Raw genomic sequence first — 21278 nt, 5'->3', positions numbered from 1 at the left:
GGGTTGATTGGTAATAAATGATTAATCGCTAATTTAAACTTCCAAGTTTCCGTCGATTACTTCATGCCAGGGCAGTCCTTGCTTGTTAAGCTGTTCCATGAACGGATCGGGATCGAACTCCTCTACGTTCCATACACCCGGTCTCTTCCACAGACCTTTGAGGAACATCATGGCGCCAATCATGGCAGGAACACCGGTTGTGTAGCTCACGCCCTGCATGCCTGTTTCCTTGTAAGCTTCTTGGTGGCTGCAATTGTTATATATATAATAGGTGTGTTCTTTGCCGTCTTTCAAGCCGCGGATACGGCAACCGATAGAGGTTTCGCCTTCGTAGTTCTCTCCTAAATCCTGCGGGTTGGGGAGTACGGCTTTCAGGAATTGCAGCGGAACGATTTTCATGCCGTTGTATTCTACCTCATCAATGCGGGCCATGCCAATGTTCTGGATAACACGCAGGTGGGTCAGGTATTCTTGTCCGAATGTCATCCAGAAACGTGCACGTTTGATTGTGGGGAAATTTTTCACCAGAGACTCCAGTTCTTCGTGATAAAGAAGGTAAGAGTCGCGCGGACCGATATTGGGGTAGGTGAGTGCTTTGTGGATTTCCAACGGTTTGGTGGTTACCCATTCGCCGTTTTCGTAATAACGTCCGTTTTGGGTAATTTCGCGGATGTTGATTTCCGGGTTGAAGTTGGTAGCAAATGCTTTGTGATGATTTCCTGCATTGCAGTCCACAATGTCCAGGTATTGGATTTCGTCAAAATGATGCTTGGCTGCATAGGCGGTATATATGCCGCTTACACCCGGGTCGAAACCACAGCCGAGGATAGCTGTCAGTCCGGCATCTTCAAAGCGCTTTTTGTATGCCCATTGCCAGCTGTATTCGAAATGAGCTACGTCTTTCGGTTCGTAATTGGCTGTATCCAGATAATTTACTCCGCTTTTCAGACAGGCTTCCATGATAGTAAGGTCCTGATAGGGGAGAGCTACGTTTATGACGATTTCGGGTTTGAAACTGTTGAAGAGCGCCACCAGTTCGTCTACATTGTCTGCATCTACCTGAGCGGTTTTGATGTTAGGGTTGCCGATTGCTTTTACAACAGCGTCGCATTTGGATTTGGTGCGGCTGGCAATCATGATTTCTGTAAACACATCCGGATTTTGAGCTACTTTGTGCGCAACAACGGTACCTACACCGCCTGCACCGATAATAAGAACTTTACCCATTTTTCTACTTACAAAAGTTTTAAATATGATTATTTTTTTTCAATGAGCAAATATAAGGCTTAATTCTCAGATAAACATTAAAATCCTGCTAAATACTTTGACCAAGTATTGCTATTTCTAAACAAAAGGTTTGCTTTTGGATTATTTTGTATATATTTGTGGTGATAAAATTAACTTAAACAAAAAGTAACAATGAAGAAAGTATTTGTTTCCCTTTGTATGGCGGCTACTGTGGCAGGGCTGTCATCTTGCGCTTCGACTAAAAATGCCGCAACGCTCTCTTCCTTGAGTGGTGAGTGGAATATTATTGAAATAAACGGCAGTGCGGTTGTACCTGCTCCGAATCAGGAATTTCCTTTTATCGGTTTTGATACAAAGACCGGACAGGTATATGGCAACAGTGGCTGTAACCGTCTGATGGGTTCGTTCGATGTGAACGCCAAACCCGGACAGATAGACCTTGGCGCATTGGGAAGTACCCGTATGATGTGTCCGGATATGACAGTGGAGAAAAACGTGCTGGCTGCTTTAGGACAGGTAAAGAAGTATAAGCAACTGGGCAAGGAGAATATGGCATTATGCGCTTCTTCCAATCGTCCTGTCATTGTGTTGCAGAAAAAAGAAGCTTCTGCTAAGTTGGCCGATTTGAACGGCAAATGGATGATTAGCGAGGCCGGTGGAGAGACCATCCCGTCGGGAATGGAAAAGCAGCCGTTCATCGAGTTCAATATTGCAGAAAAAACTCTGCATGGTACTGCCGGATGTAATGTCATTAACGGTTCATTTAATGTGGATGATGCAAATCCGGTAGCCATATCTTTCCCGCAGGTTATCAGTACCATGATGGCATGTTCCGATATGGAAGTGGAGAGCCGTGTGTTGAAAGCATTGAATTCCGTTCAGTCTTTCGGTAAGCTGGCAGGCGGCGGTATGGGCTTTTATGATGCGGACAACAATCTGGTAATGGTATTGGTGAAGAAATAACGGACATCGGTCATTATTCAGTATAAGATTACACGGATTTTACAGATTTATTTTATTCTTTTTCTGTGAAATCCGTGTAATTTTTGTTTGATAAAGGAGCAAACAGCGGGCGTTTTTTATTTTGACACATCCTCTTTTTCCCTCAGTCCGGCACGTATGCGGCTTAATGATTGCGGAGTGATATACAGGTATGAGGCCAAGTATTTCAGTGGTACATCCTGCAATAGTTCCGGATTCTCTTCCATTAATGTCAGATAACGCTCTTTGGCGGTGGGTGGTGTCCCATAAGCCAGTGTCGAAGCGTCCACTGACAAAATTTCACGTTCAAAAATCTTTCTGCCGAAGTTTGCCATTTCGATAGAGTGTGCAAACAGAGCCTCTAATTTGGCTTTACTGATGCAATAGGCTGTACTGTCGTTTACAGACTCGATATTGACCTGAGAAGGTTTGTCGTCCACATACCCCCATGAAGAAAATGCGGCATCGCCGGGAGTGGCAAACCATAAGGAGTTTTCTGTTCTGTCCGCCAGGTAGTATGCCCGCCATATACCTTTCTTTATAAGGTAGAAATTAGAATTCCGTTCTCCCTTCTCTATTATAAGCTCTCCTTTGGAAAAGGATATTTCTTCCATATGAGACAACAGCTCAAACAGGCTTTTTTCGGGTAATTTATACTTCTTGCAGAATTTCTTTAGCATGATTTCCATGTTGCAAAGATATTGAATTTTCCTTGCCATTTCTTTTCCTGCCCATATAAATAATGAGTATGAAAAGAGTGGTCAATAATTCTGCCAGCGGGGTAGCCAGCCAAATTCCCGGTTTGCCCAATAGTAGCGGAAGTCCGTAAAAGCAGAGTGTCAATAAGATAAATCCGCGCAGTAGCGTGATGACAGTGGCGTACTTGGCGCGTTCCACGCTCTGAAAATAACCGATGGAAACTATGTTGATTGCAAAGAATACGAAACCGGATGCATATAAAGGCAAGCCTTTCACTGCTATATCATAGGCGGGATAACTCCGGTCTATGAACATGGCAACAATCTCCCGGCTGCAAAATATTGTAATCAGGGCAAAGCATATCCCGCAGCCAACGGCTGTCTTTAAGGCAAGCAGATACGTCTTGCGTACGCGCAACGTTTCGTTAAGCCCATAGTTGAAACTGATAATAGGCTGTGCAGACTGCGCAATGGCATTGTATACCATAAATATGATAGGAAAGAAGTAGCAGGCGATGCTGAAGGCCGCCACACCGTCTTCTTTCAGATAATGGATGAATACAAGATTGCCTACAAACATCATGCAGGCAATAGCCACTTCACACAGAAAGGCAGATGAGCCCAGCCGGCACATATACCCTACATTGCGCTTCATCAGCTTCATGCTGTTGCGGCTGAACTTCACCGGATAGAAACGCAGCACACAGTTGCGCCGTGAAAGATAGATGATAATCATTAACGCTCCTACCGTTGTTCCTATGGCGCTTGCGAAGGCCGCACCGAACATTCCCCAGCCGAAAGGGAAGATAAACAGATAATCGAGTATGATGTTCAGAACGGAGGCAACTATATTGCAGAACATGGCGAAGTTGGGCGAACCGTCCAGTCGCAGGAAAAACATGCCCGAATTAAGCAGGGCCGTAAAAGCGGAAAAGGGTACAAACCAGCACATATATTCTACAGCCAAAGGTTTGAGCCGTTCCGAACTGCCTAACAGATGTACCACTTGCGGTGCAAACAGGCAAAATAGGGTAGAAGTGCACATCAGCAGCAGGGAGGATACCACTATGGATTGCGTAATGTTGATACGTGCCGTTTTGGGTTTATTGTGTGACAAGTGGATGGAAGCCACCACGGATGCTCCTACGCCGAACATCAGGCCGATGCCGGTGGAGAACAACCATAGCGGTGCCACGATATTGACGGCGGCAAGGGCATCGCTGCCTATACCTTTTCCCACAAAGATACCGTCGGTAATGACGAACAATGCGGAAAATATCATTCCCAGTACGGTTGGGAGCAGTAATTTGCGGAATAATGCCGCAATGTCCATGTTCTTGAAGTCAATACTGTCTCTCATCTTTTCCATAATCTTTAGTCTTCTATGTTTTATTGTAATCTGTTTCTTTGTTTAAGAGGTTCGGCGGCTAATGCTTATTCGTTCCGCCATGAGGAAGTTTTTGTTCCACCACGGAGAAACTTGTGTTCCATCACGGGATACATTCTGTTCCACCATGATGGAACGGATAAATATTGGCAATGCTCCTTTTTAGAAAGTGTTTTGGTTTTATATCAGCTTTCTTTAGAGAAAATCTGATAAAGTCTGAAAAAAGAGAACCAACATGCTTTCTTGAATCCCTCAAACAATATCTTTTCTTTTTCGGGGGCAAAAGTAGGACTTTTGAGTGGGATAGAAATTAACAAATGGTAATTTCCGACAGAAAAAATATATTTAATTCTGCCAAACTGACAGACAAACTGTCACATTCATAAATCTGCCGCCGCCTTGAACAATTTGGCACGGCGTTTGTCTTTTTATTGGCGTCTGCCAACGAGGCGGACAGCGAAACAGAATAATAACAAATAAAAAAATAACGATCATGGGAAAAATTATTGGTATTGACTTAGGAACAACAAACTCTTGTGTTTCTGTATTCGAAGGAAACGAACCTGTAGTAATTGCAAACAGTGAAGGTAAGCGTACAACTCCTTCAGTAGTGGCATTTGTAGATGGCGGCGAACGTAAGATCGGTGATCCTGCAAAGCGTCAGGCTATCACAAACCCTACAAGAACCGTGTTCTCTATCAAACGTTTCATGGGTGAGAACTGGGATCAGGTTCAGAAAGAAATCGCTCGCGTACCTTATAAAGTGGTAAAAGGTGACAACAATACTCCGCGTGTGGATATTGACGGACGTCTCTATACTCCGCAGGAAATTTCTGCAATGATTCTGCAGAAAATGAAAAAGACCGCTGAGGATTATCTGGGACAAGAAGTAACGGAAGCCGTAATCACCGTTCCGGCTTATTTCTCCGACTCTCAGCGTCAGGCTACGAAGGAAGCCGGTCAGATTGCCGGTCTGGAAGTAAAGCGTATCGTGAACGAACCGACTGCCGCAGCTTTGGCTTATGGTATCGACAAGGCGCATAAGGATATGAAAGTTGCCGTGTTCGACCTCGGTGGCGGTACATTCGATATTTCTATCCTCGAATTCGGTGGCGGTGTGTTCGAAGTATTGTCAACCAACGGTGATACTCACTTGGGTGGTGACGACTTCGACCAGGTAATTATCGACTGGCTGGTTCAAGAGTTCAAGAACGATGAAGGCGCCGACCTGACTCAGGATCCGATGGCTATGCAACGTTTGAAGGAAGCTGCCGAAAAAGCTAAGATTGAATTGTCTTCTTCTACGAGCACGGAAATCAACTTGCCGTACATTATGCCTGTAGGCGGTGTGCCCAAACACTTGGTTAAGACGCTGACCCGTGCCAAATTCGAAGCTTTGGCCCACAACTTGATTCAGGCTTGTCTTGAACCGTGTAAGAAAGCTATGAGCGATGCCGGTTTGGGCAACTCCGATATAGATGAGGTTATCCTTGTAGGTGGTTCTTCACGTATACCGGCTGTACAGAAACTGGTTGAGGATTTCTTCGGTAAAGTGCCTTCCAAGGGTGTAAATCCCGATGAGGTAGTAGCTGTAGGTGCTGCAGTACAAGGTGCCGTATTGACGGACGAAATCAAGGGTGTTGTATTGCTGGATGTTACTCCGCTGTCTATGGGTATCGAAACCATGGGTGGTGTAATGACCAAGCTGATTGACGCCAATACGACTATTCCTTGCAAGAAGAGTGAAACATTCTCTACTGCCGCCGATAACCAGACGGAAGTTACTATCCACGTATTGCAGGGTGAACGTCCGATGGCTGCACAGAACAAGTCAATCGGTCAGTTTAACCTGACAGGTATCGCTCCGGCACGTCGTGGTATTCCTCAGATTGAGGTGACATTCGATATCGATGCCAACGGTATCTTGAAAGTATCTGCCAAAGATAAGGCTACCGGTAAGGAACAGGCTATCCGTATCGAGGCTTCCAGCGGTTTGAGCAAGGAAGAAATCGAAAAGATGAAAGCCGAAGCCGAAGCAAATGCCGAAGCCGATAAGAAAGAACGTGAGAAAGTTGACAAGCTGAACCAGGCTGACTCAATGATTTTCACTACTGAAAATCAGTTGAAGGAACTGGGCGATAAGCTTCCTGCCGACAAGAAAGCTCCGATTGAAGCTGCCTTGCAGAAACTGAAAGATGCTCACAAAGCACAGGATTTAGCTGCTGTTGACTCTGCGATGGCTGAACTGAATACCGCTTTCCAAGCTGCAAGCGCTGAGATGTATGCCCAGAGCGGTGCTCAAGGTGGTGCACAGGCCGGTCCTGATATGAATGCAGGACAGCAAGGCGGTGCTCAGGATAATGGCAAGCATGGGGATAATGTACAGGATGCTGACTTTGAGGAAGTCAAATGATTCCGATAAGGAAACAGATAACAAACAATAAGCAAAAGCGTGCAGCTCAATGAGTTGCACGCTTTTCTTATTATCCGCATGGTTTTCCTTATTTGTTTGGATTGAGGATTATGTATCTTAGGTTATAATGAAAGTAGTAAGTCTGCTAATAAGACGGCTGTTTCCGGTTCATCTTTTGGGGAGTCTTTAGATTTCCATGCTACAATAAATCGGACATACGCAGCTCTCACTTTATAACCCTTTTTTTCCCACTCACACATTGTGGCTTGCATATTCTGTGATAATTTTGCTACCGCTTTATTGGTTGAGGCTGTATATAAAACAGAGTCCTTGTAAATCAGAGAATCTCCGCTTCTTAATGCTAATATCTCTTGTTTGCGTCCTTTAAAAAATTTCAGAAAGACATCTTTGTGGGAAAGTTGCAGAACTATTTCTTCGGGCATCGCATATTCTTTTCGGTCGATACAATGTCTGTCAGCGCTTATATGATTGAAGCAGTTGCCATTCGTATGTATAAACAGTTGATTTTTAGCACGGGTCATTCCTACATAATATCGACGCATAAGATGGTCGTCTTTTGAGTAATTATCGGATATGAGCATATACACATTATCGAATTCTCTTCCTTTGGCTTTATGGATGGTTGATACTACAACATCTGTCCCCGAAATGTCACAGAAATCTTCTACTGATGATTCAAATACAAATTCTTTGAAGTCACTATGGTATTTTACTTTATAGGTTTGTTCAAATAGTTCTATGCAACGCTTTACATATGTCAAGCTTTTACTTTTTTCATAAGTGGTGTAGGTTACATGCTTCGCTTTTTCCCATAACTCTTCCGGAATTAAAGGAGTTTTTATCCGTTTCTCTATATATCTCAAAAAATATCTCATCTCGGCCATATTCCAGAAAAGGAAGCCGTCCATGGATTGTATCAATTTGCTGTTTATGGCATGCTTTCGCAAAAGAGCCGTTAAAATGACTGCTTCTTCGTTTGTTTGGGTAAGCACACATGAGGTCCCGCTTCCTCGTTGATGAAGCAGTTCTTCAACCAGTGGCTGATACATATACTTTGATTGATGATATGTTACTCCAACCCATCCGTTCTCTTTTCGCATTGAAATGATTGGGGTGCTTTTCATTCTTTTGCCTATATTCTTAGCGAATTCATTGGCAAAATTTACCAAATGATGTGTGCTGCGATAATTTTCAGTCATCTCAATGAACTTACTTTCAGGATTTTGTGTCAGTCGATACATATATTGGGAATTCGAACCGCGGAATTCATAAATGTTTTGGTCATCGTCGCCCACTGCTATAACACGCATCTCTTCATTATTGGCTATCAAGGCATTCACAAGGTCGTATTCTTCTTTTCCCATGTCCTGAGCCTCGTCTATGACAAGTACTGTCTTACCGATCTTGGTTGGTTCCACTTCCCCTTGATTAATCATTTTGGCAGCTTTCGAGACGATGTCTTTGGCATCCTCAAGGTTTCCTATTCTTCCTAAAAGGTCAAAACAATAGGAATGAAATGTTTTTATCTCAATAAAATGGGTAGCATTTCCTATCAGCTCCATAAGCCTCTGTTTGAATTCCGTGGCAGCCGCTCTTGAAAATGTCAGCATTAAGAGCTGTTCATGCTTTACATCTTCAAGTAATAGGAGTGATGCAAGTTTATGGACCAGTACGCGTGTTTTTCCACTGCCGGGACCTGCTGCAACAACGATGCAGCGCGATTCCTTGTCGGAAATAATTTCCATTTGACGTTTGGATAGTTGACCGAACAATTGCTTGTATTTCTGAGGAGTCAGGTTGCGCTGTATTTCACTTACTCTTTCTCCTTTAAAATATTTTGCGACAAACTTTTTGTAGTCCATCTGGAAGTAGTCTTGGACATACTGCAATGCTGCATTATAATCCTTTACCATCAAATTGGCGTATTCCCCTACAATATGTACTTGCTGGATTTTTTGCTTGTAGAATTCGTTAAGCATCCGGTAGTCGTCTTGTTTATATCTTGATTTGTTATCCTTTATTCTTTGAATATTCATAGCATTATAAAGAATAAGGAAACCGCCTTCAAGCTTTAATGCTCCGATTTTTGATAGATAAAGAAGGGCTTCTTCCACATCTTCCAACTGTAGTTTGTCGGGTTCGCTAAAAAGAGATTGGGGATTTGACTTTATTTGATTTAGAAGTTCTACTACGGAAAATTGGACTGTTTTGTTTTGTGAGCATTCTTTTTCCGTATCGGCAACTAACTTGTATAGCCATTCTATGGTGAAACGGCTTATTTCCAGTCGTTTTTCAAACTGTTTGATGGTTGAATCGAAATCTGTCTGGCGACTGATTGTTATATTATGGGAAGCGTCTTCTTCTTTTTTGACGTATCCTTTGACACAGAGGAAATAGAGCAATGTCCGAATATCCTTTTCTTTGGATGTATTGATTCCGCTGTTTGTGGCATTATCATTTAGTTGCTTATATGATGTTTGTAAAGATTCGTCAGGAATGTGGTTAAGAATATATCGTTCGAGTTTTGCAAAGCGTTCGAGGAGAGCCTGCGATTTTCGTTCCGAGTCTCCGGTATCCTGTAGATAAGCGGATATATCTTTGCTATCTGCCAATATGCCTTCTTGACGCATGCGCTCTACAACAGATATTATTTCTTTTTTACTGATTCCTAATATATCTGCCAGATAATCAATTCGTGATTCAGCCTCTGAGTCTTGAGCTTTGGTAATATATTTCTGTGAAATCAGTGATTTGATGATTCGAACGGCCTTTTCTATTTCATCACTGCCAAATAACAATGATGCCGATATACGCATTCTTGCTTCATCTATATTTTTTACTGTGATACCCGTAGCATACACATGGGGTACGTTATTTCCTCTTATCAGGTATCCGCTTTGTTCCAAAGTAGCCAATGCCGTCCGAACACGGGTTTCAATATCGGATACGGAGTCGTCCCAACCTGCCTGCCGTGCTATTTCCAATGCAGAACAATTGACTCTCATACGTTGTCTGGTAAGGTCCTTTATGGCCTTCCATACTTGTTGTATTTCGCTGATACTTAATTTGGTTTGATTCAGCAGTATAAAATGCTTGTCCAAGTCATTGTCGCTGTAAAGTACATAACAACGTGCGCTGAGTTTAGGGTCGCGACCGGCTCTTCCTGCTTCCTGAACATAGTTTTCCAATGAATCGGATATGTCATAATGTACTACAAGTCCGACATCTTTTTTATCGACTCCCATACCGAAGGCTGATGTTGCTACAATGATGCGTACTTGGTCGTTCATAAATGCATCTTGGTTGGCAATCTTTTCTTCTGACTCCATCTTACCGTTGAAAGGTAATGCTTTATAACCGTCACGAGTCAGTTTTACAGCAAGTTCTTTAGTACGTTTAGTGCGCGATACGTAAACAATGGTAGGGCTATCGGACTCAGCTATAAGTCTCCTTAATTTTAAATATTTATCATCATCAGTTTCAGCGTGTATGACAGAATAGCGAAGGTTTGTTCTTGAGGCTGTTGATGCATACAATTCCAGATTTAAATTTAATGTCTGTTTGAAATAATCGCGAATGTCTTGCACAACTTTCTGTTTGGCTGTGGCAGTGAAACAAGACACAGGTATTGGTTCTTTGCATCCTTTTTTCTGTTGATATTTTCTGATGAATTTCCCAATATAAAGGTAGTCGACTCTAAAATCCTGTCCCCATGAAGAGAAACAATGTGCTTCATCTATCACAAATCTTACTACATGGCGCGCCATCAGAATTTTCTCAATGGTTTTTGAACGAAGCATTTCGGGGGCTATATATAAGAGGGAAGCTTCCCCATTTTGTACTCTTTGTATTGATAGTGCCCGTGTAATAGGGTCTAATAGGCCATTAATGGTTACAGCATCAGTAATTCCCCGGTCGGCAAGATTATCTACCTGGTCTTTCATCAGTGACTGCAATGGTGAGATAACGACCGTAAGACCATGTACCGAATGACCGGACATGAGTGCCGGTAGCTGAAAAGTCAGCGATTTTCCACCGCCAGTAGGGAATATTGCCAGTAACGATTTGCCTTTTACCGCTGCTTGAACGGCTTGTTCTTGAAGAGCCTCACCCTCATAGGTGCGGAATTGTTCGTATCCAAAAAATATTTTTAAGTTATGTAGTACATCCAGTTGGGTGTTGCAGTAAACACAACCTTCGTTGCATCTGTTGTGTCGTAGAAGTTTTATAACAAATTCCACTTTGGGATAATTGTAAAGTACCCATCCCGGAGTAATGGAATGATGGTCGATTGTGTCAATCAGGGCTAATGCGTATGCCAGTTCGCACGGATATTGTTTGATAAGCATGTCAAGCTCTGCATGCTGGCATATTTTATTCACATAGAGGTTGCTGATCAGTTCGGATATTCCTTTGTTGGTATATACAGCACCTACCATACTGAGAAAACCTTCGAACTCTTTCCTATCCTTTAATAAAGATGCAAATAACCGGCGCTTTGCATCTGGTAACGAATGCCAGCGTGCTATCTCATCCAATAGCAGTGCTTTTGCTTTTTCGCAATCATTTACCGGATTATTCATCTGATCACTTATCAGTTTGTCATCTTTCACAAGTTTATGGTAAGGACGTTCCGGAAACAGCAAAGGAGATAAATAAAGCGTGTCGACCAAAATCCATTGGCATGTTTTGTCTGTGAATAGATATTTGGCATCATGGTGAATGATGTTATGTCCGCATATATAATCCGTGCCGCTGAGAAATTCAAATAACTCCTTTTTTGAAGCTTTGTGGTATGTAGCACCATCATGGCGGAGTGCTCCGATATCATGGATTTTATGATTTTTCAAGCCGACTTCGACATCTACTATGGCATATCTGATGTTTATGAGTCTACTCCATATTGGCATATCTCAACTTATCTTTTCTTCAAAACACTGTTAACAACTCTGACAGAAGAAACCAGCTTATTGGTAGAAGTAAATACATCTACGTTCCACACATGAGATGAACGTCCTTTATGCACGATAGTCGCTACCGCACGTACGGTATCTCCTTCGTGTGCGGACGAAATATGGTTTCCGCTGACTTGCATGCCTACCACAATTTCATCGGGCTGGCAGGTTATCATAGAGCCGAGTCCGGCAACGGTTTCGGCAAGCGCAAGAGTTGCACCGCCGTGTAGAATGCCAAAGGGCTGGCGGGTACGGTGGTCTACGGGCATGGTTGCTTCTATGCGTTCTTCCGAGGCATAGGTGTATTGGATACCCAAGTTGCCCATTAATGCATGGCGTGCCCGCTCGTTTAGCAGGTCAAGAGGTATTTCAGCAGCATGCACTTCAGCCAGAATCAATTTTTCTACAGATTGGGCAACACCGTCTTCTTCATTGGAAGCTGTTACATAGTCGGCACAAACTTTTACGGAGTCTTGCGCATGCCCCATGGCTATGCCCAGACCGGCAACTTGGAGCATATTGACATCGCATACGCCGTCTCCAATGGCGATTACTTCCTCACGGGCGATGTTCAAATATGACAATAGGACGCCTAAGGTGTTTGCTTTATCAATTCCGCAGGGCACGACTTCCAGAAAGTAAGGTTCCGAGCAAAAAACATCCAGCGTTCCGTCCAAACGCTTTTTCCAATGCTCTTCCAAATCTTTCAATGCTTCTTCATCATTACTGACTAATATGCATTTGCATGGTGCAAAATCTATTGCTGTGGAAAATTCTTCTTCCTGAATGATTTTCAGATTATTCAGATTGGCTTCGGCACGGACATGTTCATTATCGGAACTATCTGTCAGTATGGTATCATCATGGTAAGTAAATATGGCAAAATTATTTTTGCGTGCTTTTTTCTCCAAATAAGGTAGCATTTCCGGATTGATTCGCCGTTCAAACAGGATTTCCCCATTTTGCGCATTGATTATCTGGCCACCGTTATAGGAGATGATGAAGCCCCCATAGTTGCCTAATTCAAGAGTTTTGGCTAATGGCATAAGGCCGTATGTAGGTCTTCCGGAAGCCAATGCGACACGTATGCCCATTTGCTGCACTTTAAGTAAGGAAGCAAGAGTCCGTTTACTGATTTCCTTGGCATCGTTGAGAAGTGTCCCGTCTACGTCAAGAACTAATAATTTGTATTTCATGGCAGCTTGGTTTTGGTTATGCTAACAAAGTTAATAAAATGGCGGTTAAAACAACCGATTTTAAATTATTTTGACGAAACTGGTTATAATAGCTTTTGTAACCTGAATTCTTTAGGAGACATGCCGGTGTTCTTTTTGAAAAAACGGCTCAGGTAAGATTGGTCGGCAAAGTTCAGCAGTTCGGCAATTTCGGTAACAGATAAGCACGGTTCGTTTAAAAGAACTTTGGCTTCCGCTATCAGTTGCTCATCTATCAGTTGTTTAGGCGTTTTTCCATTCATGTATTGAGTGGTGATTTCGTATAGGTAACGAGGAGTTATGCAGAGCTGTTCCGTATAAAACGGAACTTGATGTTCGCAAGTACTGTGTTCGCGTATCAGTTGCATGAACTGGTGGCAGAGCATCTGTTTTCTGCTATATTGCTTATTGGCAGCCAGTTTTTCCGGAATAGTATTGAAAAGCCACATTAATATGCTTTGAAGGAAATTAAGTTCTTGTTGTTTTCTGAACAGGAGTGTGTTGTTGTTCTTGAAAAGCATTTGGGCAACGTCCATCCATAATACAATTTCCCGCCACGTATTCTGACTCCTTTCATCTGCCGTGTGATGATAATGCGGGTGTTCATGTACGTAATTGAAGTAGGGGGTATCAATCGGTAGTATTGCTTTTAGGAAAACGTCTTTGGGAAATAGAAGTATCCGTACTTTAAAATCGGCAGAGGCCTGTATTATCTGGATGAGGCTGCCTGTAAGGAAAATTAATTCGGTTTGTTCATCAAAAGCATATTGTTGCACTCCTGTCGAAATAATGCTTTTACCCTGTATGCAGATTAAGTATATGCCACATTTAAAACGGTATGGACGTAGTTTCAGATACGACAAGTCGGTTTCTTCATATCTGATATGGGAAGTGTCTGGAGATATTTGTTCGTACATGTGAATAAAGTTCTGTTTTACGTAACAAATATAGATATATTCAATGATAATACTGTATATTGTTCCGAAAATGAAATGTTTTGTACAAGATAAGCCATAGGCTGTTTGGAAAATATGGGATAATTTTGCCGCCGATTTTAAAAGAGGGAAAGATAATGACAGGTAAACAAAATTCAAAAGGTTTCATATTGGTGTTTTTGGGGATGTTGAGCGCTTTTGGTCCATTTGTTATGGACATGTATCTTCCTACTTTACCGGCAATGTCGGATTTCTTCCAAACTACATCTTCAAAAGTACAGTTGGGGCTTACTACGAGTATGGTGGGGCTGGCGATAGGACAATTGGTTTTTGGTCCGTTAAGTGATAAGTACGGTCGCCGTTCTCCCTTGTTGGTAGCTATGGGTCTATTTCTGATTTCTACTGTAGGCTGTATCTTCTCCCGGGACATATCACAGTTTGTGTTGTGGCGTTTTGTGCAGGGAGTTGCCGGAGCGGGAGGAGTTGTGATATCCCGTTCTATTGCTGCCGATAAATATTCTGCTCATGAGCTTGCTGGCATGTTGGCTACTATTGGCGCTGTCAATGGAATAGCTACGGTAGTTGCTCCGATAGGCGGTGGGGCATTGGCTGACTTTGGAGGTTGGCATGGCATTTTCTGGTTTTTGTTTGCATTGGGCGTTCTTCTGGTTATCGGAAGTGTACGTTTTAAGGAGTCTCTGCCAATTGGACAAAGGCAAAATATAAGATGTGTAGATATGTATCACCGTTTCGGTGCCGTATTACGTAACCGCCAATATGTGCGTTACATTTTACAATACGGTTTTACAATGGGTGTTCTGTTCACCAATATTGCTTCCGCTCCTTTTATTATGCAACAACATTATGGTCTTTCACCCATGCTGTTCAGTGTTTGCTTCGGGGTTAATGCGGTTGCAATGGTAATATCTTCAGCATTGTCTGTGCGTTGTTCTACCATGGAACATGCCTTACATATAGGAAATCATGGGATGTTGTTTATTTCCGTACTACTTTCCGTTGCATTCTTTCTGAATTGTAATTTCTGGGTTTATGAAGTGTTGGTCTTTTGTTTGCTTTCAATGGTAGGAATGGCTTTTACTGCTTCCAACACTTTGGCTATGGACTGTGAACGTAGGAATGCCGGAGTAGCTTCGGCTCTTTTAGGGGCAATAGGTTTTGCATTTGGAGGTATCGTGTCACCTTTGGTCGGGATGGGAGATATCAGAAGTTCTGCCGGATTTCTGTTCTTTATGGGAGCATTATGTTCTTGTATATGTGCCCGTTTTTCCTTTCATCGGTTACCTTCTCGCAGAAAGGGGGTAAGTTATGCTTCTTATAAAATAATGAATGTTTTTTTGAAGAAACTGTTGTAAGATTTATAGACTTATTATATATATTCCTATCTTTGCCGGCGTTTTGTTCTGCACTCTTGTTCAGGAGGAGGATGAAAAGGGAATCGGGTGAAAGTCCCGGACAGTCCCGCTGCTGTAAGTTCCGTAAAAGATGTATTAATACTTATGCCACTGTTCTTGAAGAATGGGAAGGTGATACATCAGGAATAAGTCAGAAGACCTGCAAAACGAAGTCAAAAAATTGTCCGTTCGAGGAAAGCGGACAGTGTGTAAGTGGTTTTAAGATAATCTTTGCTTACTTTGTATGGCGAGAAGAACTAAAGTACGGATAGTCTGTGCTATCGGTTTTTTGTGTGCAGTTTCCCTTTCTGCACAAGAAGTGGTCAGGGATACAATTACAGGAAAAGTGCACCAAATAGAGAAGGTGACAGTGACAGCCCGTAGATTACCCAATAAAGTAACTTCATCAGTTCCCATCCAAACTTTGTCGCAACAGGATATTAGCCAATTGGGCATACAGAATATGGCAGATGCCGTACGTCGTTTTGCCGGTGCTAATGTAAAGGACTATGGAGGAATAGGTGGGTTGAAAACCGTTTCCGTCCGTAATATGGGAGCGGCACATACGGCTGTCAGTTATGATGGGGTTGTTGTGAGCAACTGCCAGGCGGGACAAATAGATATTGGTCGTTTTTCGTTGGATAATGTCTCTGTGCTTTCCCTGAATATCGGGCAACCGGAAGACTTGTTGCAATCGGCACGTATGTATGCATCGGCAGGGGTGTTGAGTATTGAAACGGAAAAACCGCATTTTGAAAATGAACGCAATTCCGCATTTCGGGTGCAGATGAGAGGCGGTTCTTTTGGCTACGTCAGTCCTTCAATCCGGTGGTGGCAGAAAGCAGGTAGCCGTACTTCCTTTTCGTTGAATGGAAATTATATGCGGGCTGATGGTAATTATCCATTCACGTTAGTGAACGGAAAATATGTGACGGAAGAAAAGCGTAATAATTCGGCAATCTATACTTATCAGATAGAGCCTACCTTATTTCATACTTTCAAAGATAGTAGTAATTTGGAATTGAAGGCCTATTACTTTTATTCAAAACGGGGGTTGCCCGGTTCGGTGACACTTTATAATCCTATTTCAGATGAAACTCTTTGGGATGAGAATGTTTTTATACAAACTCGTTACAAGAAGGATTTTTCACAGAAATGGTCTTTACAGGCACAAGCCAAATATAATCATGGATGGAATAAATACGAAGATAAGGGCAATGAGTATGCAGATGGGTTGTACCGGGCTGTGCATCGGCAGGATGAATATTATTTGTCGGTAACTGCATTATATCGTCCATGGAATGTTTTGTCTTTATCTTTGGCGCAAGACGGAATTATCAATAAATTGCGCAGTAATTTACCGGACTGTCCTTTTCCTATAAGATATACTTCTTTGACAGCTTTTAACGCTCGTTATCGGCAGGGTAGGATAACAGCTACCGGTTCGTTGGTCTATACCAATGTAACCGAACATGTGAAAATAGGTGATGCACCTGCTGACTTTCAACGTCTGGCTCCTTCTTTTACGGTTAGTTTACAGCCCTGGCAAGAACAATTGCTCTTTTTGCGGTTAATGTATAAAAGTACTTTCCGTATGCCCACATTCAATGACCTGTATTATTATCGGCTGGGCAACAGAAGTCTGCGTCCGGAAAAGGCTAATGAGTATAATATGGGCATAACATGGAGCAGGTCCTTTTCTTCTTTTTTAAATTATCTATCAGTCACTGTTGACGGTTATTATAATGATGTGACTGATAAGATCGTTGCATTCCCTACCACCTATGCCTGGAAGATGGCTAATTATGGAAAAGTTCATGTTACGGGAATGGATGCTACATTGGCGGCGGCAGCTTCATTAGGTAAAAATATGGTGCTTGTTGTGTCGGGTGGGTATACTTGGCAGAAAGCTATAGACTTGACCGATGCCACTTCTAAAAGTTATAAAGATCAGCTGCCTTACACCCCTAAGCATAGCGGGAATGTATCTGCAGTTTTGGAAATGCCGTGGGTTAATGTGGGGTATTCCATTGTAGGGGTAAGCGAGCGGTATAGTATGTCACAGAATATACCTGAGAATAGAATTGACGGATACATGGAGCATACGGTCAGTCTTTCCAGAAACTTCTCTTTTCGGCATTGTAAATTGCGTTTGCAGGCCGAAATCATTAATCTGACAGATACACAGTATGATGTGATAAAATATTATCCTATGCCGGGACGCTCTTGGCGACTGACGGGAACAATTGAATTTTAACCAATTAAATAAGTAAGAATTATGAAAGTAAGAAGTTTATTAGTCAGCATGCTTTGTATGCTCGCGTTAAGTGTTTCATTTGCGTCTTGTAGTGATGATGACGATTTGTTAGATGATTCAGGTTCAACAGTTGCTTTGCCGCAAGTGCGTGCCTTTTTCCTGAATGCAGGTACGCAAGGTGCTAACAACGCAAATATTGCTTTTTATGCTCCTAATGGAGGTGCTGATTTTATCGGTGATATTTTTCAGAAACAAAATAAGGCTAAGTTGGGAGACCTTGGTCAGACGATGATTGAATACAATGAATGTATGTATGTGGCAGTATATGGCTCCAACTATCTGGTAAAACTGAATGCAGCCGGTGTGGAACAGACTCGTGCGTCATTTGTGGATGATCCGGATTTGGCGGCTGGTATCCGTGCAATAGCAGCCGAAGACGGTTATATTTATGCTTCTTTCTATGGTGGTGTCGTGGCAAAGATTAATGCTAATACGTTAAAAGTGGAAAAGAAGTTAGCTATTGAGAATGGCTATAATCTGGAAGGTGTAGCAATTAGTAATAACATGCTTTATGTGGCTAATTCTTATAAGCAGGTTGACGGGAAGTGGGTTTATCTGAATGATGTATTTGTTGTGGATTTGGCTACATTTACTTTAAAAGAAAAGTTAGCTGTGGCAACAAATCCTAATGTTTTGATGGAAGAAGATGATAAGATATTTCTCATAGCATGGGACTATTCTTTTGTAGAGGAGGGTTATGTTTTACAAATAATAGATCCGGCCAATAGTAACGAGGTGACTAACATTGGTCACGCTACTTATATGGCTGCAGATGATGATGTAGTGTATCTGATTAATTCATTGACAAACTGGAATGTAAATCCTGCTGTTACAACCAATCATTTCAGTACTTATAATATTAAAACCAAAACATTGAACCAGTCTTCTTTCTTGAAAGATAATGCTCCTAAAGAACTGGCAACAACAAGTACGTCTATGTTGCAGGTGAATGATGATAATGGTGATATTTATATTGGTACAACCTATTTTGCTGCCGGTAATGGAAATATCTACCGTTTCAAGAAAGATGGAACTTTCATAGAAAAGTTCGATTGTGGTGGTCAGAATCCCAATTCTGCTGTATTCTTTAATTAAAAATGAGAAAAGTTACATTATTGTTTCTTATGCTGACACTGGTCTTGTTCCTTTCCGCTTGTAGTGGGAAGGACAAGACTGTCTCTGTTTTTATATCCGGTGATACTATCCCTCTGCGTTATGCCGATAACCTCACGTTAGTAAGTTATCCCGGCTACACTATTGCCACTTTACGTAACCCTTGGGATACCCTGAAAACATTGCACACCTATATTTTGGTTCCGGCATCCCAACCTTTACCGGCGCATCTGCCCGAGGGGACAATTGTCCGTACTCCGCTTCGCAAATCGGTCATTTATTCCTCGGTTCATTGCAGTCTCATGGATAAGTTGGGAGCTGCAGGCTGTATAGGCGGTGTGTGTGACTTGAAGTACATTAAACTCCCGGTTATACAGGACGGATACCGTAACGGAACGGTTACCGACTGTGGTGACGGTATGAATCCTGATATGGAAAAGATTATCGACCTGCATCCCGATGCTATTTTGCTTTCTCCGTTTGAGAACAGCGGTGGTTACGGACGCGTTGAAAAACTGAATATTCCTATTATCGAGTGTGCCGACTATATGGAGACTTCCGCTTTGGGGCGTGCCGAATGGATGCGTTTCTACGGGTTGCTTTTTGGTGTTGTCTCAAAAGCCGACAGCCTTTTTGCCGAGGTGGATAGTTGTTATAACCAGCTTAGAAAACGTGCTTCACTTTCGTCTTCGTCTTTGTCTATTGTCAGTGAACTGAAAAGCGGTTCTGCCTGGTATGTACCGGGTGGTTGCAGTACAATCGGACGTTTGTTTAATGATGCCTGCGGGCGTTATGCTTTTGCGGAAGATAAACACAGCGGTTCCATTCCTTTGGCTTTTGAAACAGTTTTTGACAAGGCTGGTGATGCAGATGTATGGACTATTAAGTACAATCGAGACCGTGATATGACCTATTCTGATTTGAAAGCCGATTATATAGGTTATACTGGCTTCAAAGCATTTAAAACACGGAATATTTACGGATGTAACACGGCAAAAGTTCCTTTTTATGAAGAAACTCCTTTCCGTCCGGACTATTTGTTGTCGGATTTGATACAGATTTTACATCCCGAAATAGGAGATTTAGGCGGTTTGCGCTATTTTTGCAAATTGAATGAATAAAGGATGGAAATATGGCATCGGATTAGGAATGGTAATTGTATTACTGTTTATGGCTAATCTGCTGATAGGGTCGGTTCCGATTCCCGTATCCGATGTTTTCAGCATACTCATGGGGCATGAAGGCGAGAAGGCAAGCTGGAGTTTTATTGTATGGGAGTCCCGCCTGCCTCAAGCCTTGACAGCATTGCTTTGCGGAGGTGCACTGGCAGTCTGCGGACTGATGTTGCAGACCGCTTTTAAGAATCCGTTGGCAGGCCCGTCTATTCTGGGCATTAATTCCGGGGCGAGTCTGGGAGTGGCGTTCGTGATGCTGTTTTTTGGTGGAAGCATATCCGCCGGAACATTCAGTTTGTCCGGTTTCTTTTCCGTACTGGCTGGGGCGTTTGTAGGTGCTATGCTGATAATGGGACTTATCCTATTCTTTTCTACGTTGTTAAAAAGCAATGTCATGTTGCTGATAACGGGTATCATGATAGGTTATATTGCTTCGTCCGCCATTGCCCTGCTGAATTTCTTTGCTACGGCAGAGGGAGTGCAATCTTATATGGTATGGGGATTGGGTAATTTTGGCGGTGTCTCTCTCCAACAAATGCCTGCTTTCGCATTGGTGACCGTTGCCGGATTATTCGGCTCTTTATTACTGATAAAACCTTTGAACGCATTATTGCTGGGAGAGCGTTATGCGGAGAATTTGGGAATCAATATACGATATGTGCGCAACTGGCTTTTGGTCATCACCGGTTTGCTGACCGCCATAACCACCGCTTTTTGCGGACCGGTTGCATTTATCGGACTTGCCGTTCCTCATATAGCCCGTATGGTATTGCGGACAGCCAATCACAACTCCTTGTTGCCTGTGACTATCTTGAGCGGTGGAGCAGTAGCATTGCTTTGCAACCTGATTTGCGTTCTGCCCGGTGAGGCAGGTATTATACCTTTGAATGCAGTTACACCGATTATCGGAGCGCCGGTCATTATCTATGTAATCGTTAGCCAAAGAGGACCGCAACATTTTAATTGACGTGTCGTTTCAATCGTTTGCATGGATAACTTGCAGATTTCAAGGGATAATACTCTTTCGTATGATATTTTATTGTATTTTTGCGCCCGGTATTAGTGTTTAATTTAAACAAAGATTGTGACTATGAAATTGCCTGAAGATCCGATGATGCTGTACAGCTTCATCAATATGAAATTGCGTGATTTCTATCCTTCACTGGATGCACTTTGTGAGGATATGAACGTTGAGAAAGAAGTAATTGTCCGGACACTGAAAAGAGTGGGATTTGAGTATAATCCTGAGCGAAACAGATTCTGGTAATTGCCGTAAACTTATAAACAGATGGGTCGGGGCTGTGTCTTGTAAAGATGCAGCCCCGACTTTTTTTGTTAATAAACGACAAATACGCTCCATCTCATTTAACTTCTTCCCATTTCTCCTTTCTAACCAGTAAAACCCGGAT

The 21278-nt window shown here is 42.5% G+C and carries 14 protein-coding genes and 1 riboswitch; of the genes, 8 read left to right on the top strand and 6 right to left on the bottom strand.

From position 1 onward, the window contains the following. Positions 1-33: 33 nt before the first annotated feature. On the bottom strand, positions 34-1227 hold the full coding sequence (locus tag NQ565_RS14155) for a saccharopine dehydrogenase family protein (RefSeq protein ID WP_005652003.1): 1194 nt from the start codon (positions 1225-1227) through the stop codon (positions 34-36). Between the two features lie 192 nt (positions 1228-1419). Between NQ565_RS14155 and NQ565_RS14150 the strand changes: the two genes are divergently transcribed. Beyond that, a complete protein-coding gene (locus tag NQ565_RS14150) occupies positions 1420-2211 on the top strand; it encodes an META domain-containing protein (RefSeq protein WP_005652001.1) in 792 nt (263 codons plus the stop codon). Positions 2212-2327: 116 nt separating this feature from the next. Here NQ565_RS14150 and NQ565_RS14145 read toward each other — a convergent pair whose 3' ends face one another. Both NQ565_RS14145 and NQ565_RS14140 read right to left on the bottom strand, forming a co-directional pair. Beyond that, on the bottom strand, positions 2328-2918 hold the full coding sequence (locus NQ565_RS14145; RefSeq protein ID WP_040315439.1) for a Crp/Fnr family transcriptional regulator: 591 nt from the start codon (positions 2916-2918) through the stop codon (positions 2328-2330). Further along, positions 2881-4296, bottom strand: a complete 1416-nt coding sequence (locus NQ565_RS14140) for an MATE family efflux transporter (RefSeq protein WP_005651998.1) — start codon at positions 4294-4296, stop codon at positions 2881-2883. The genes NQ565_RS14145 and NQ565_RS14140 overlap by 38 nt, the downstream gene beginning before the upstream one ends. Positions 4297-4807: 511 nt before the next feature. On the opposite strand from NQ565_RS14140, the gene dnaK reads away from it, so the two are divergent. Then, positions 4808-6727, top strand: a complete 1920-nt coding sequence (gene dnaK, locus NQ565_RS14135; protein WP_005651993.1) for a molecular chaperone DnaK — start codon at positions 4808-4810, stop codon at positions 6725-6727. Between the two features lie 122 nt (positions 6728-6849). On the opposite strand, the gene NQ565_RS14130 is transcribed toward dnaK, so the two are convergent. From NQ565_RS14130 to NQ565_RS14120, 3 genes are all read right to left on the bottom strand, one after another. Then, positions 6850-11658, bottom strand: a complete 4809-nt coding sequence (locus NQ565_RS14130) for a RecQ family ATP-dependent DNA helicase (RefSeq protein ID WP_005651992.1) — start codon at positions 11656-11658, stop codon at positions 6850-6852. Between the two features lie 8 nt (positions 11659-11666). Then, on the bottom strand, positions 11667-12899 hold the full coding sequence (locus NQ565_RS14125; protein ID WP_005651990.1) for a Cof-type HAD-IIB family hydrolase: 1233 nt from the start codon (positions 12897-12899) through the stop codon (positions 11667-11669). Positions 12900-12982: 83 nt separating this feature from the next. Further along, positions 12983-13834, bottom strand: a complete 852-nt coding sequence (locus NQ565_RS14120) for a helix-turn-helix transcriptional regulator (protein WP_005651989.1) — start codon at positions 13832-13834, stop codon at positions 12983-12985. Positions 13835-13989: 155 nt separating this feature from the next. Here NQ565_RS14120 and NQ565_RS14115 point away from each other — a divergent pair, with 155 nt between their 5' ends. The 6 genes from NQ565_RS14115 (at position 13990) to NQ565_RS14090 (ending at position 21136) form a co-directional block, all read left to right on the top strand. Beyond that, complete coding sequence (locus NQ565_RS14115) at positions 13990-15225, top strand: multidrug effflux MFS transporter (protein WP_016662261.1); 1236 nt, start codon at positions 13990-13992, stop codon at positions 15223-15225. A gap of 26 nt (positions 15226-15251) precedes the next feature. Beyond that, positions 15252-15446: riboswitch (cobalamin riboswitch) on the top strand. Positions 15447-15508: 62 nt separating this feature from the next. Next, positions 15509-17521 carry a TonB-dependent receptor plug domain-containing protein gene (locus NQ565_RS14110; RefSeq protein ID WP_005651985.1) on the top strand — a complete coding sequence of 671 codons (2013 nt, stop codon included), beginning with the start codon at positions 15509-15511 and terminating at the stop codon, positions 17519-17521. 21 nt (positions 17522-17542) lie between these two features. Next, entirely contained in the window at positions 17543-18676 is a 1134-nt protein-coding gene (locus tag NQ565_RS14105; RefSeq protein WP_040315404.1) for a YncE family protein, read from the top strand. 2 nt (positions 18677-18678) lie between these two features. Then, positions 18679-19815 (top strand): ABC transporter substrate-binding protein, encoded by a 1137-nt coding sequence (locus tag NQ565_RS14100; RefSeq protein ID WP_005651981.1) that lies wholly within the window; start codon positions 18679-18681, stop codon positions 19813-19815. Further along, on the top strand, positions 19808-20836 hold the full coding sequence (locus tag NQ565_RS14095; protein WP_005651979.1) for an iron ABC transporter permease: 1029 nt from the start codon (positions 19808-19810) through the stop codon (positions 20834-20836). The genes NQ565_RS14100 and NQ565_RS14095 overlap by 8 nt, the downstream gene beginning before the upstream one ends. A gap of 123 nt (positions 20837-20959) precedes the next feature. Next, entirely contained in the window at positions 20960-21136 is a 177-nt protein-coding gene (locus NQ565_RS14090) for a DUF4250 domain-containing protein (RefSeq protein WP_005651977.1), read from the top strand. The last annotated feature ends 142 nt before the right edge of the window (positions 21137-21278 follow it).

It is taken from the genome of Bacteroides stercoris ATCC 43183 (assembly GCF_025147325.1).
Taxonomy (GTDB): Bacteria; Bacteroidota; Bacteroidia; order Bacteroidales; family Bacteroidaceae; genus Bacteroides; species Bacteroides stercoris.
This window is presented reverse-complemented; position numbering and strand designations above follow the sequence as displayed.